At 63.1% G+C, this 13,960-nt stretch carries 14 protein-coding genes; 4 read left to right on the plus strand and 10 right to left on the minus strand.

Annotated elements, in window-relative coordinates:
- From ACUXUR_RS06865 to ACUXUR_RS06875, 3 genes are all read left to right on the plus strand, one after another.
- The gene (locus tag ACUXUR_RS06865) at positions 1–849 is read left to right on the plus strand and encodes an SDR family oxidoreductase (RefSeq protein ID WP_445501598.1); all 849 of its coding nucleotides are present in this window, start codon (positions 1–3) and stop codon (positions 847–849) included.
- 176 nt (positions 850–1,025) lie between these two features.
- The gene (locus ACUXUR_RS06870; protein WP_445501599.1) at positions 1,026–2,021 is read left to right on the plus strand and encodes a magnesium transporter CorA family protein; all 996 of its coding nucleotides are present in this window, start codon (positions 1,026–1,028) and stop codon (positions 2,019–2,021) included.
- A 124-nt stretch (positions 2,022–2,145) separates the two neighbouring features.
- Positions 2,146–2,895 carry an SOS response-associated peptidase gene (locus ACUXUR_RS06875; RefSeq protein WP_445501665.1) on the plus strand — a complete coding sequence of 250 codons (750 nt, stop codon included), beginning with the start codon at positions 2,146–2,148 and terminating at the stop codon, positions 2,893–2,895.
- A 136-nt stretch (positions 2,896–3,031) separates the two neighbouring features.
- On the opposite strand, the gene ACUXUR_RS06880 is transcribed toward ACUXUR_RS06875, so the two are convergent.
- Complete coding sequence (locus ACUXUR_RS06880) at positions 3,032–4,282, minus strand: class I SAM-dependent RNA methyltransferase (protein ID WP_445501600.1); 1,251 nt, start codon at positions 4,280–4,282, stop codon at positions 3,032–3,034.
- The gene (locus tag ACUXUR_RS06885) at positions 4,275–5,003 is read right to left on the minus strand and encodes a TlyA family RNA methyltransferase (protein WP_445501601.1); all 729 of its coding nucleotides are present in this window, start codon (positions 5,001–5,003) and stop codon (positions 4,275–4,277) included. The genes ACUXUR_RS06880 and ACUXUR_RS06885 overlap by 8 nt, the downstream gene beginning before the upstream one ends.
- Positions 5,004–5,106: 103 nt before the next feature.
- Here ACUXUR_RS06885 and ACUXUR_RS06890 point away from each other — a divergent pair, with 103 nt between their 5' ends.
- Entirely contained in the window at positions 5,107–5,820 is a 714-nt protein-coding gene (locus ACUXUR_RS06890) for a superoxide dismutase (RefSeq protein WP_445501602.1), read from the plus strand.
- Positions 5,821–5,937: 117 nt separating this feature from the next.
- Here ACUXUR_RS06890 and dxs read toward each other — a convergent pair whose 3' ends face one another.
- The 8 genes from dxs to ACUXUR_RS06930 all read right to left on the minus strand — a co-directional run bounded on the left by dxs (position 5,938) and on the right by ACUXUR_RS06930 (position 13,874).
- Positions 5,938–7,845 (minus strand): 1-deoxy-D-xylulose-5-phosphate synthase, encoded by a 1,908-nt coding sequence (gene dxs / locus ACUXUR_RS06895; RefSeq protein ID WP_445501603.1) that lies wholly within the window; start codon positions 7,843–7,845, stop codon positions 5,938–5,940.
- Positions 7,846–7,948: 103 nt separating this feature from the next.
- Positions 7,949–8,197 carry an exodeoxyribonuclease VII small subunit gene (locus ACUXUR_RS06900; RefSeq protein ID WP_027315191.1) on the minus strand — a complete coding sequence of 83 codons (249 nt, stop codon included), beginning with the start codon at positions 8,195–8,197 and terminating at the stop codon, positions 7,949–7,951.
- 40 nt (positions 8,198–8,237) lie between these two features.
- A complete protein-coding gene (locus ACUXUR_RS06905) occupies positions 8,238–10,943 on the minus strand; it encodes a DUF2339 domain-containing protein (protein ID WP_445501604.1) in 2,706 nt (901 codons plus the stop codon).
- A 53-nt stretch (positions 10,944–10,996) separates the two neighbouring features.
- Positions 10,997–11,515 carry a tyrosine phosphatase family protein gene (locus tag ACUXUR_RS06910; protein WP_445501605.1) on the minus strand — a complete coding sequence of 173 codons (519 nt, stop codon included), beginning with the start codon at positions 11,513–11,515 and terminating at the stop codon, positions 10,997–10,999.
- A 14-nt stretch (positions 11,516–11,529) separates the two neighbouring features.
- Positions 11,530–12,120, minus strand: a complete 591-nt coding sequence (locus ACUXUR_RS06915) for a YfbR-like 5'-deoxynucleotidase (RefSeq protein ID WP_445501606.1) — start codon at positions 12,118–12,120, stop codon at positions 11,530–11,532.
- Positions 12,121–12,729, minus strand: coding sequence for a DNA-3-methyladenine glycosylase I (locus ACUXUR_RS06920; protein ID WP_445501607.1), 609 nt, complete (start codon positions 12,727–12,729; stop codon positions 12,121–12,123).
- Positions 12,730–12,786: 57 nt separating this feature from the next.
- Positions 12,787–13,239, minus strand: coding sequence for an aminoglycoside 6'-N-acetyltransferase (gene aac(6') / locus ACUXUR_RS06925; protein WP_445501608.1), 453 nt, complete (start codon positions 13,237–13,239; stop codon positions 12,787–12,789).
- Complete coding sequence (locus ACUXUR_RS06930; RefSeq protein ID WP_445501609.1) at positions 13,239–13,874, minus strand: FMN-binding negative transcriptional regulator; 636 nt, start codon at positions 13,872–13,874, stop codon at positions 13,239–13,241. The genes aac(6') and ACUXUR_RS06930 overlap by 1 nt, the downstream gene beginning before the upstream one ends.
- Positions 13,875–13,960: the final 86 nt, after the last annotated feature.

The following is a 13,960-nucleotide window of genomic DNA, read 5'->3' on the forward strand; positions in this document are numbered from 1 at the left end:
ATGACACTCAAAGGAAAAACGCTTTTCATCACCGGCGCCTCGCGCGGCATCGGTCTCGCCATCGGTCTGCGCGCAGCGCAGGACGGCGCGAACGTGGTGATCGCAGCGAAGACTGCCGAGCCGCACCCCAAGCTCCCCGGCACGATCTACACGGCGGCGGAAGAGATCGAGAAGGCGGGAGGTCACGCTCTGCCGCTTGTGGTCGATGTGCGCGACGAGGAAGCGGTCAAAGGCGCCATTCAAAATGCGGTCGAGACCTTCGGCGGCCTCGACATCGTGGTGAACAATGCCAGCGCCATCAGCCTCACGCCGACGCCGCTGACGGACATGAAACGCTTCGATCTGATGCATCAGATCAACACGCGAGGCACCTACATGGTCTCGAAATACGCGATTCCGCATCTGGAGAAGGCGCAGAACCCGCATATCCTCATGCTGTCGCCGCCCCTCGACATGAAGGAGAAATGGTTTGCGCCGCATCTCGCCTATTCACTGGCGAAATACGGCATGAGCCTGTGTGTATTGGGCTTGGCCGGCGAGCTGAGGCCCAAGGGCATTGCCGTCAACGCTCTCTGGCCACGCACGACCATTGCCACGAGCGCGGTGAAGAACCTGCTCGGCGGCGACGAGATCGTGCAGGCGAGCCGCACGCCGGAGATTCTGGCGGACGCGGCCTATGCCATCTTCCAGAAGCCCTCGAAGAGCTTCTCAGGCCGCTTCCTGATCGACGACGTGTTCCTGAGCGAGGAGGGCGTGACCGATTTCGAGAAGTACCGGGTCGATCCCACGAAGCCATTGATGCCGGATTTCTTCGTTCCGGATGATATTCCGCCGCTGTCATCACAATGAGACGCGGGAAACGACGCTTTTCGCGTCATGCCCGGACTTGATCCGGGCATCCACGTCTTTAAACCTTAATCTCTCCTAAGGCGTGGATCCCCGGGATAATCCCCGGATCAAGTCCGGGGACGGGGATGACGGGGTCGGGCGGTGAACCTTAAGACCTCGTTGAAACGGAGGCGGGTATGATTGTAGTCCATAGGCCAGCACAGGTGACGACTGCGATCGGGGAATCCCTCGACCGTTTCGTTCTGCCTCCGGGAGAGCCGATTCCGGAGGATGCCCTCTGGATCGATCTGATCGATCCGCACCGCGAGGAAGACCGCCTCGTCGAGAGACATCTGAATATTGAAATCCCGACCCGCGAGGAGATGGCGGATATCGAGCCGTCGGAAATTCTCTACCACGAGAACAATGCGCGCTACATGACGGCGCGCGTGCTCTGCAGCTCCGATACGGACAACCCCAAGCTCATCGACGTCTCCTTCATCCTGACGGAACGGGCGCTCGTGACCGTGCGCTACGGCGAGCCTCGCTCCTTCAGCATGTTCATGACCCGCGCCGGAAAGCCGGGCGGCTGCCGTCACCAGCCGGAAGCGGTGCTGGATGGCTTGATCGAGACGATCATCGATCGCGCTGCTGAAATTCTCGGCACTGTGGGGCAACGCATCGACCGTCTGTCGCAATCGATCTTCGAGAACGAGAAGAAGGGAACACGCCGGACCGCCTCCTTCCGCGCCGCCTTGAAGTCCATCGGCCGCAAAGGGGACGTGATCTCCAATGTGCGCGAGAGCATGGTCTCCGTGGAGCGGCTGCTCCTGTTCTTGTCCGCCAGCATGCCAAGGCCGCAGAAGGCGCGAGGCTATCAGGCGGAATGGCGCACGGCCTTGCGCGACGTCCAATCCATCGAAGAGCACGCGACGTTTCTCTCCAACAAGGTCCAGTTTCTCCTCGATGCCACGCTTGGCCTCGTCACGATCGAGCAGAACGACGTCATCAAGATCTTCTCGGTGATGTCCGTGATCTTCCTGCCGCCGACGCTCGTGTCATCGCTCTACGGCATGAACTTCAAATTCATGCCGGAACTGGAATGGGATTGGGGATATCCCTGGGCCATCACCCTCATGGTGCTCGCGGCCGTGCTGCCCTATCTTTTCTTCCGCTGGAAGCGGTGGTTGTAAGTACACAACGCCACGTCATCCCCGGCCTTGTGCCGGGGATCCACGTCTTTACCCACAGCGATTCAAGACGTGGATGGCCGGATTAAGCCCGGCCATGACGGGGAAAGATATTGGAGGAAACATCATGTGCGGGCGCTATGCCATCACGCTGCCTCCCGAAACCTATCGGGAGTTCTATGGCTATTCGGAACAGCCGAATTTTCCTCCGCGCCACAACGTGGCTCCCACCCAGCCGGTGCCCATCGTGCTTGAAGATCGCGGCGAGCGGCATTTCATGCTGGTGCGCTGGGGCTTCCTGCCGTCCTGGGTGAAGGACCCGAAGGATTTTCCGCTCGTCATCAACGCGCGCGGCGAGACGCTTGAAACGAAGCCCACCTTCAAGGCTGCGCTGAAGCGCCGGCGCTGCGTCTTCCTGGCCGACGGTTTCTACGAGTGGCAGCGCCATGGGCGCGAGAAGACACCGTTCCTCATTCGCCCGCGCAGCCGCAAGCCCCTGCCGATGGCCGGTTTATGGGAAACCTACAGCTCTCCCGATGGAGCCGAGATCGATACCGCGGCCATCGTCACGACGGACGCCAACGGCATCATGTCCGCGGTGCATGACCGCATGCCGGTGATCCTCTCCGACGAAGACATTGCCGCCTGGCTCGACATACGCGACGAACGCGCGAACGTCATGCGCCTCGTGCGTCCGTGCCCGGACGATTGGCTCGAAGTGGTGCCGGTCTCGAGCCGCGTGAATAAGGTCGAGAACGACGATCCTGGCTTGGTCGAGCCATTGTCACAGCCTGAAGCCGCGCCGGTGAAAGAAGCCAAGCGCAAATCGAAGAAAGCGCTATCCAGCGATGAGGATGATCAGGGGAGTTTGTTTTAATCTCTCCTTTCGTCATGGCCGCACTTGTTGCGGCCATCCACGTCTTTAGGGGGGGCAAAAGACGTAGATCCGCGGGACTGATCCCCGGATCAAGTCCGGGGACGGGGATGACGAGGCGTGTTTTGAAGATGGGTGACTACCGCCGCTTCTTCACCACGTCGCGGCGCAGGATCCCCACGACCTCCAGATGCGGCGAGTGCTTGAACTGATCGACAGGGATCACGCGCTCCAGGCGATAGCCGCTGCTCATGAGGATGGCGGCATCGCGCGCGAAGGTGGCGGCATCGCAGGAGACGCTCACGACGAGCGGCACTTTCGACACAGCCAATTGTTTGGCCTGCGCCTCCGCGCCTGCACGCGGTGGATCGAGCACGACAGCGTCGAACGCATTGAGCTCGGGCGTGAGAAGCGGGCGGCGGAAGAGATCACGCGCCTCGGTGGTGATGCGGCGCAGGCCCGGCGTTGCACGGAACGCCTTGTCGAGGGCCGTCATCGAGCCCTGGTCGTATTCGACCGCGTGAACCTCCGACTTCTCCGCAAGGCGCAAAGCGAAGGGACCGGAGCCTGAAAAGAGATCGGCCACGCGCTTCGAGCGCTCGCAGGCTTGCGTGACGAAACGGGCGAGCGTCTCCTCGCCCAAACGCGTCGCCTGCAGGAATGAGCCGGCAGGCGGCATGACGGCAGCGTGACCCATGAGGATCGCGGGCGGGCGTCGCTCCACGATCACGTCGCCGTGGATCGACAGGCGTGAGAGGTCGAGCTTTTCGGCAAGACCGATGAGGCTCAGGCGATCCGCGTCCTTCACTGGTCCATGCCCGCGCACATCCACATCGAAGCCGGTCTGCGTATTCGTGATCTGGATATCGAGCGGTTTGCGGGCGGCTTTCAGATGCTCGCCGATGGCGCGTGCGATGACGGGCGCCTGCTCCTTCAGCGCGGGCTCGGCGATGGGGCAGAAGGCGATCTCGACGATATGGTGGCTGCGCGCGGCCATATAGCCCACATGCATAGCGCGGTCGGGAAAGCGCACATGCAGCGTCACGCGGCGGCGGCCATCACCATGGGCATCGATCAATGGCTCGATAGGGGACTCGATGCGGGCCTGCCGCAGGGTATGCGCGAGCGTCTCCTGCTTCCAGGTCTGGTAGAAACCGTGCTTCATGTGCTGCGTCGCGCAGCCGCCGCACGTGTCGAAATAGGGACAGAACGGCGTCTCACGCTCGGGAGAGGCCATGTCGACGCTGATGAGATCGGCGCGTGATCCGTCGCGTTCGACGGTGACGGTCTCCCCCGGCAGCACCTTCGGCACGAAGACGGGACCGGAAGAGGTCTCCGCAATGCCGTCCGCTTTTGCGCCGAGGCGCTTGATCGTTACCTGCTCAGCCACGATGGGCTCCCAACAAAAATTCGCGATTGCCGTCACCGCCTTCGATGGGCGAGAGGGCAATGCCATCGACGGTAAACCCGAGCGAGGCGATGAAGGCGCTGATATCGTCGCACACGGCGCGATGCACGGCCTCATCGCGCACGATGCCCTTCTTCACGTGATCTCGCCCGGCCTCGAATTGCGGCTTCACCAGAACGGCGAGCTTCGCATGCGGCTTCAGCAGGGCGACAGCGGTTGGCAAGACGAGCTTCAACGAGATGAAGCTCACATCGGACACGAGAAGATCCGCCGGCTCGGGGATGAGATCGGTATTCAGCGAGCGTGCATCCGTGCCTTCGAGATTGGTCACGCGCGGATCGTTCGCTACCTTGGGGTGAAGCTGCCCATGGCCTACATCCACGGCATAGACATGCTTTGCATCGCGCATCAGCAGCACTTCGGTAAAGCCGCCGGTGGAGGCACCAATGTCGAGGCAGACGCAACCTCGAGGGTCGATGTTGAAGAAGTCGAGGGCCGCCGCGAGCTTCACGCCGCCGCGCGAGACATAAGGATGCGGCTGCACGGCGGTGATGACGGCGTCATCCGGCACCGTGTCGGAGGCTTTGCGCACGACAGCACCGTTCGCGGTGACGAGACCAGCTGCAATGGCTTCCTGCGCCCGGGCGCGGCTCGTGAAAAAGCCGCGCTCGACGAGCAGCACGTCGGCACGTTTGCGGATCATGGAAGCCTCAAGGTCATGTGAATTCAAATCCTCTCAGGTCCCGGAACCAGCTCTTGCGAGTGGGCGTATCCGTTCAGCCGTCCACCAGACCCACGGAGTTCCCATGCTCGGCCGTCGCCATCTCCTGACCGGTGCAACATTGCTTGCTGCCAGCGCTGCCATTCCTCGGGCCTTTGCGCAAGCGTCTTCCGGCCCCTTCAAGCTCGATCCCTTGCCATATGCCCCTTCCAAGAACGAGCCTCATATCGACACTCAGACCATGGAACTGCACCATGGAAAGCACCATGCAGCCTACGTCAACAATCTCAACGCCGCTTTGAGCCAGAATGGTGATCTGGCCAAGATGCCGCTTCATGAAATGCTGGCGAAGCTCGGCGACGTGCCGGAAACCGTCAGAACCGCCATCCGCAACAATGGCGGCGGCCATGCCAATCATACGATGTTCTGGCAGATCATGGGCGGATCGGGCGGCGAGCCATCCGGTGAGCTGAAGAGCGCCATTGATCGGGACCTTGGCGGTTTCCAGAAGTTCCAGGCCGATTTCAACACCGCCGGAGAAAAGCAGTTCGGCTCCGGCTGGGTCTTCGTGACGGTGAGCCGCGACGGAAAGCTCGCCATCGTGACGAAGCCCAACCAGGATACCCCGCTCATGGACGGGCAGCGGGTCCTCATGGGAAACGACGTGTGGGAGCACGCCTATTACCTCAAGTACCAGAACCGCCGTCCTGATTACTTGAAAGCTTGGTGGAACGTGCTCGACTGGAACAGGATCGAGGAACGCTACGTCGCCGCGAAGGCGGGAACGCTGACGATTTGATTCACCGTCATGCCCGGCCTTGTGCCGGGTATCCACTCCTTCTCTGGCGCGGCGGCTCAAAGACGTGGATGGCCGGGACAGGCCCGGCCATGACGATGATGAAAGAATAATGCGTCGTTAAGCCCGCGCCTTGCGGGTCTCTTCCTGACCAAGAGCCTCGAACACCTTGGTCACGATGCCGGCCGCATCGAGGCCCGCCTTGGCATACATGCGCTCAGGCTTGTCGTGATCCTGATAAGTGTCGGGCAGCACCATGGAGCGCACTTTCAGGGTGCCGCGATCGAGCGCGCCCTTCTCGGCGAGAAGCTGCATCACAAAGGAGCCGAAGCCGCCGATGGAGCCTTCCTCCACCGTGATGAGAACCTCATGCTCGCGCGCGAGCTTCAGGATCATCTCTTCATCCAGAGGCTTGGCGAAACGGGCATCGGCCACGGTGGTGGAGAGGCCGCGGGCATCGAGCTCTTCCGCAGCCTTCAGCGCCTCCGCAAGGCGCGTGCCGAGCGAGAGAATGGCGATGCGGCTGCCTTCCTTCACGATACGGCCCTTGCCGATCGCCAGCGGAACGCCGTGCTCCGGCATATCGACGCCGACGCCCTCGCCGCGCGGATAGCGGAAGGCGATGGGGCCGTTATCGTAAGCGGCAGCGGTGGCGACCATGTGCACCAGTTCCGCCTCATCGCTTGCTGCCATGATCACCATGTTCGGGATGCAGCCGAGATAGGCGACATCGAAGGAGCCTGCATGCGTCGGCCCATCCGCGCCGACGAGGCCCGCGCGGTCCAGTGCGAAGCGCACCGGCAGGTTCTGGATCGCCACATCGTGCACGACCTGATCGTAGGCACGCTGCAGGAAGGTGGAATAGATCGCGCAGAACGGCTTGTAGCCTTCCGTCGCCATACCGGCGGCAAACGTCACCGCATGCTGCTCGGCGATGCCCACATCGAAGGTGCGGGTGGGAAATTCCTTGCCGAAGAGATCGACACCCGTGCCGGTCGGCATCGCCGCCGTGATGGCGACGATCTTGTCGTCCTTGCAGGCTTCCTTGATCAGGCTTTCGCCGAACACCTTGGTGTAGGAGGGTGCATTGGCCTTGGGCTTTGCCTGCGCACCCGTCACCACGTCGAAGGTGACGACGCCATGATACTTGTCGGCGGCGGCTTCAGCCGGCGCGTAGCCCTTGCCCTTCTGCGTCACCACGTGAACGAGGATCGGACCGGTCTCCGAGTCACGCACGTTCTTCAGGATCGGCAGCAGATGGTCGAGATTGTGCCCGTCGATGGGGCCGACATAATAGAAGCCGAGCTCCTCGAACATCGTCCCACCCGTCCAGAAACCGCGGGCGAATTCCTCGGCCTTGGCGGCCTTGTCGTAAAAGAACTTCGGCAGTCTCTTCGCCAGCTGCTTCGCCGTCTCGCGGATGCCGCGATAGGTGCCGCCGGAGACGAGGCGGGCGAGATAGGACGACATGGCGCCGGTGGGCGGCGCAATCGACATGTCGTTGTCGTTGAGGATCACGATCAGGCGCGAATGCATGGCGCCCGCATTGTTCATAGCCTCGTAGGCCATGCCCGCCGACATGGCGCCGTCGCCGATCACGGCGATCACATTGTTCTGCTTGCCCTCGAGATCCCGCGCCACGGCCATGCCGAGGCCAGCCGAGATCGAGGTGGAGGAATGGGCCGCGCCGAAGGGGTCGTATTCGCTCTCCGAGCGCTTGGTGAAGCCCGACAGGCCCCCCGCCTGGCGCAACGTGCGGATACGGTTGCGGCGGCCGGTGAGAATCTTATGCGGATAGGCCTGATGCCCCACGTCCCAGATCAGCCTGTCGCGGGGCGTGTCGAACACGTAGTGGAGTGCCACGGTCAGCTCGACCACGCCAAGGCCCGCGCCCAGGTGTCCGCCGGTGACGGACACGGCGCTGATCGTCTCCGTGCGCAGCTCGTCCGCCACCTGCTTCAGCTGGTTCTCGGGGAGCTGGCGGAGATCTTCCGGGGTCTTGATGGTGTCGAGGAGAGGTGTGGACAAGGTTGCTCTCGCCTGGGGTTCGCCAAAGGCCGATCTTGGGACATAGGGATTGCAGAGGGCAGGGTCAAACCGGAGCCTGACCTTTTGCCATTGAACCTTCGCCCTATTCCGCCACGTCCAGCGGGGCCGTACCGGAGGCTGCCCCATCCGGGCCGATGGTGATCTTCTCGATCCGGGCCTCGGCCTTCTTCAGCAGCTGCTCGCAATGCTTCTTCAGGGCCTCTCCGCGCTCGTAGATGGCAATCGAATCCTCGAGGGGCACATCGCCACGCTCGAGACGCCGCACGATTTCCTCCAGCTCGGCCAGGGCCTTCTCGAAGGGGAGGGTCTTGATGGAAGTGGTGTCGGTCATGCAGCTATCCGTCAAAAAAATCGTTGTTGGGCCGCCTCTCTCATGAGATTGCGGCATTGCCCGGCCGGCGGACGAGGAATCTCTGATAAACGAGACCGATGCCGATGAGAACAAGCCCGAGGCCAATAAATGACAGGGCCCGCATCACGCCTTCCAGGTTAGACAGGTCGATGATGAACACCTTCAGAACGGCCAGCACAAGATAAACTGCCGAAGCCATGCGCGCAAAGCGGTTGTCGCGGACGATCCCAAAGCCCAGCAGGGCGATGCCGATGACGAGGAGGGCGACCGAGTAGCTCCACTGCTCGCCCTGGGTGAAACCGCGCCAGAAAAAGCCCAGGTTCGGGCCTTGGAAGACCCGCCGGATTTCTAGGGCCACATAAGCCCATTGCAGAAGGAGGCTTAAGATGGCGGAGGCGATGACGTAGTAGCGTGGGCGGGCATTCCGTTCCACAGAGGCCAGCCCGCCTGCCAGGATCGAGGGCAGGAGATAGGCCGGGATCAGGCTGTTGAAGAGGACGCCGCCCGTGATCTCGTCGTTGGTCAGAAGCGGGTTTTCGATCACGAGCAGCCCGACGGCGGACAGGCCGAAGGAGGCAATTTTGAAGATCAGGGAGCCCCATCGGTAGACCGGGTCGGCCCTCCTGATGTCCATGCGAGTCAGCAGGATCGCGAAAGCGAGACTTTCCGTCGCAATCAAACCGGCCTCCAGGAGACTGAAATCGGCCGCCAACGGGTCGCCCGCGTGCAGGGCGTGCCGGATCTCAAAGAAAACCAGGAAGGCCGCGAAGACGATGCTCAGACTTTCTGTGAACTGGACGATGCGGTCGCGTCCGGTCCGCTCCAGCAGGCGGCTCGCCAGCCAGAACGCCACGGCGGGCACGCCATAGCCCCAGAGCAGCCAGTTGACGACGACCGGCCCCGGATCTCCGCCCACGATCGTGGGATCCCAGATCAGGCGACCCAGCACGACGAGGCCGATGGCGCCCACTGCATAGCGCAGAGCCGGGATGGCGATGCGGTTTGCGACCCAGGCCGTCCCGAGAGCCGTCAGCGCGAAGGCCACCGTCAGCATGCCCTTTTCGAGGACGAAGGTCAGGCCCAGCGCCACGGCTCCGAGCGCAGCCGAAGCGGCCGCACCGAGGCCAAGGCGAATGGCGGAATCCTCTCCCGCTCTCCCGCTGCGCATGAGCCATTGCGAGGCCAGCACGAAGGCGAGCGCCAGAACGCCCGCAATGAGAGCGAAGGAGAGGCTGCGCTCGAATGCGGTGACGCGCCAATAAGCAGCGACCAGGGCGAGCAGTGGCCCCACGCTCGCCGCCACCGCATACCAGGCGGCGACCGACAGACGCAGGCCCTGAGAGCGCGCCAGCCGCAGCAGGGACGCACCGGCGATCGCGGTCGGCAGCAAGGCCGCCAGGATGAGATAAGTATTGAGGGCATAGGGACGAAGCGCGAAAATATCGCCGCTCTGGTAGAACAGGTTTTCAGGCTCGCCGCCGATCTCGGTGGCGAGCGGCCAGATGAGCAGGGCTCCCGCCGCCAGCAACGCGGCACTGGTCGTGGCTGTCGAGACCGGAGCGATGCGAAAGCCTGCTGCCAGCAGAACGAGCGCCATAGCGGTCACGAAGAAAGGTCGTCCGTCACCTGTATAAATCGAACTCGTCACGACGATCCCGGCGAAGGCGAAGGCCAAGAACACAGCGCTCGCGGCCTTGTCGATCCGCGCCTCGGCATCGGGAACGTGGCGGTAGGGATCGATGGCGAGGAATAAGACGGCTAGGCCTGCCTGGAGCACCAGATGCACCATGGCCGGCAGCACATTCGATCCACCGATGAAGAAGATCGGCGCGGTCCAGAGCAGCACACCCGCCGAGCCTGCCAGGGCAAGCCAGCGCCAGAACCGCAGCCGCGCGACGCCATAGGCGGGCAGCACCACGAAGGCAAGATAGATCACGAGCGCCCAGGGCTGCGGCCTGTCCGACGAGACGAGAAGCGGGCTGCCCATGGCGCCAAGAAGGCCGAGAGCCGCCAGTGTCGGGCCGTGGAGCGTCGAAGCCACCATAGCGAGAACCGCGATCAGCCCAAGGAGCACAAAGGTCGTGCCGGGTCCGATCAGGCCGTAGAGGGCGTAAGCGGCGTAGGCCGAGGCGAAGGCCGTGCAGGTGCCGGCGGCGGTCAGGATGCTCGGCACGTTGGCGCTGGGGATGCCGAGCAGGCCGAAGCGGCTTGCGCGACGGCGCATCCATTCGCCTGCGCCGATGAGGGCGAGCGCGAAGAGGAGGCCCAGGGCGATGCGGGTCTGCGGGGTGAGCAGGTTCTGCTCGATGGAATAGCGGACGAGGAAGATGCCGCCGAGTGCCAGCGCTACGCCACCCACCCACACGGCCCAACGGGAGCCGAGCTTTTCCTCGAAGCCTTGGCGGGGTGGAACGGGCTGGGTCGCAGCCGCGGGAATCGGCGGAACGGAAGTCGGCTTGGGTGCTTCGGGCTCTGGCATGGCTGCCTCGGCCGGTTGGGCCGGGACAGGCTCCGGAGCGGGCGTGGGTGCCTGCTCCACCGCCAGATCGCTCGGTCTCGGAGCCGTGCGCATGTCCGTCTCCAGCCGGTCGAGACGAAGCTGGATGCGGTGAAGGTCCCGACGGGCTCGCACGGCGAAGATCAGGCCCAGCAGTGCGGCGACGGGGGTGCCGATTCCGAGGAGAACGGCCAGGAGGATGGCAAAACCGAACAGCACGTCGTCCACGAAGAGGCCCTCGAATGCAGCATCGGGGCAGCCCTCGCACAGGTGGAATCGTGCTAGCCCCCGTTAAGCTGTAACATGAAGGGCGTGCCCTCCATAGCCTCCGCTCCCCGGCCGATGGAGCGGATGGCCTCAACCATGCGGCCTTTTCGCCCGAGGAGGTCGTCGGCGAGCGCGACGAAGCGTGCGTTCGGCGTGGCTGAGGGAGCGGCTTCCCTTAAGGTGAGGGCGAGTTCGTTTTCGTCCCGCTCCGGTGCGAGGGCGCAGGCGGCGATATAGGCCGCCGCCGTCGAGCGACTGATTCCGGCCCAGCAATGAAAGAGCAGGGGGCTTGTCCGGTCCCAGGTCCGGATGAAGGCAATGAGCTTCTCCATGTGCTCGGGTCCTGCCAGCACATGCCCCTCCAGCGGCTCCACGATGTCGCTCACTCCGATGAAGAGGTGTCGGCCCGGCGCGATGGAATGAGGCCGCTCTACGGTCGCACCCACGCCCATGAGGCTCACGACGTGGCTCGGGCGGACCGCAGCAATCCTGTCATGCAGGCGGGAGAGGGGGCAGACGTGGAGCGTCGGCATGAGGCTTTCCCTGCTCATGCCATGGCGGCAAGAACGCGATCCCGATAGCGCTCCTCGGCTTTGGCGACGGGCCACGGCTCAAGGAGTGTGTGAACGCTGCGGGGCAGCGGTTCAGGGCGACCGAAAAACTTGATCGCTTCCTCGCGGCCAAAGCCAGCGAGATGGGTCGCTTCGAGAAAGGCCGCCTGCCGGTCCGCCTGCTTGATGAAGCGCTTCACTGCAGCGCTCGGCGCCGCAGGCAATCCGAAATGGAGGTGGATCGCGCCGAGCAATCCTGCTTCGATTGTCTTGTACGCATCCCCGATCACGGCCTTGAAGGGCGAGATGATGTCGCCGATCACGTATTCCGGCGCATCGTGCAGCAATACAGCAAGGCGCGTGACGCGCAGCATTTCGGGGTCGTGATGATCGGCAATGGCCTCGACGAGGAGAGAATGCTGCGCCACCGAAAAGATGTGGCCGCCGATGGTCTGCCCGTTCCAGCGCGCCACACGCGCAAGGCCATGCGCGATGTCGTCGAGCTCCACATCGAGCGGCGAGGGATCGAGCAGATTGAGGCGGCGGCCCGAAAGCATCCGCTGCCAGACGCGAGGTTCCTTCGCCATCTAGCGCTTCTCAGCCATGGCGGCGCATTCCGTATGGCGGTAGCAGCCGACGAGGTGATCGTTCACCATGCCCACCGCCTGCATGAAGGCATAGACAATGGTGGGGCCGACGAAGTTGAAGCCTTCCGCACGCAGCGCCTTCGAGATCCGCTTCGACACATCCGTTTCAGCCTGCACGTCTCTTCGGCTTTGCAGGTTGTTCTGGATCGGCCGTCCGTCGATGAAATTCCAGAGGAAGTTCGAGAAGCCGCCGCGCTCCTGAAGGCTGAGCCATGCGCGTGCGCCCGCAATCGTCGCCTCGATCTTCGCGCGGTTGCGCACGATGCCCTGATCGAGCATCAGCGCTTCGACCTTTGCCTGATCGAAGCGGACGATCTTCTCGGGCTCGAACCCCGCGAAAGCCGTCCGAAAATTCTCGCGCTTGCGCAGGATCGTGATCCAGGACAGGCCTGCCTGAAAGCCGTCGAGGATGAGCTTCTCGAAGAGCGCCCGGTCATCGAATTCGGGCACGCCCCATTCGTTGTCGTGGTAGGCGACATAGAACGGGTCCGTGCCGGGCCACCAGCAGCGGTGCTTATTGTCAGGGTGAAGGATCAGTCCGTCGGTCATGGCATGAGGTGTAGCGGCCTTAAGCGAAAACGGAAAGATCTCCGCAATCTGAAATCGTCAGCGGGAGGAGAGGGGCTTTCGGTAACAGACGACCCGCTCGGTCTCCTCGAAGCCGACGGCGATATGCATGCTTTGGGAGGTCACGTTGTGAATCTCCACGTCGGAGGCAAGCTCTTGGCAGCCGAGGTCTCTTGCCCAGTCCTCCACGACCGTGCAAAGGAGACGGGCAATGCCCTGCTTCCGGTATGCCGGACGAACGTAAATCCCTTCCAGGAATGCGACCGGAGACGTGGTGCAGCCATTCACATAATCGTGGCGCAGCGCCGCCTCGGCGAAGGCTATCGCAGCGCCGTCCGCATCATAGGTGAGAAAGGCGACGGCTTGATCCGGCTCCTTGAGCAGGGCTTCCGTCTCTTGGAGATGTTCGCTGAGGGTCGTATCCGGCCACAGTTCATGGCGCAAAGCAGCCCATGCCTCACGAGACCGGAAATCGCATGATATGATCCGCATCACGCGCCTCGGCGGTCGACCAGTTCTGCCATGCGGCGGGCATCCTCATCACCCTGGGTGCGCAGCCCCGTGACAACACCTTTGCGGTCGGCCTCGCTGCGATTTTGGCTCACCTTCCACTTGCCTTCGATCCGCGTGATCTCGATCTCCACGCCCACGATGCCCTTCATCTGCGCGGCCAGGAAATCGGCGGGTGCATCGCTCACGGCCCAGGGCTCTGCTCGTGTCGATTCCTGAGTCGAGGTCATGGCCGTGATCTGTTTCAGGAGCCAGTCGGAATCGTCCATCACCCGCATACGCCCGTAAGCCTGCACGATGGCATAGTTCCAAGTCGGCACGACCTTGCCGTGCTCGCGCTTTGCCTCATACCAGGACGGCGTGATGTAGGCTTCCGTGCCCTGGAAGACCACAAGCGCCTCCTGGTCGGGGTCGAAGTCGCGCCATTGCGGATTGGCGCGGGAGAGATGGGCCCGCAGGGTGCCATGGAGCGAGGCCGCCGCATCCAGCACGAAGGGAATGGGATTGGCGATGAGGCCGGTGCTGCCATGGGTCACGAGCAGCCCAAGCGGATGCGCTCTCATGAGCGCGTGCTGGACCTCGAGGCGGTCTTCACGAAAATGCGGCGGCTGATACATGGCATTCCCATCCTGGTGCGACAGGAATGCTAGACACGAAAATGCGGGCGGGACCAATCAAAAATCCCAATCCAGCCCATCACGGC

The sequence above is a fragment of the Microvirga medicaginis genome (assembly GCF_052658925.1).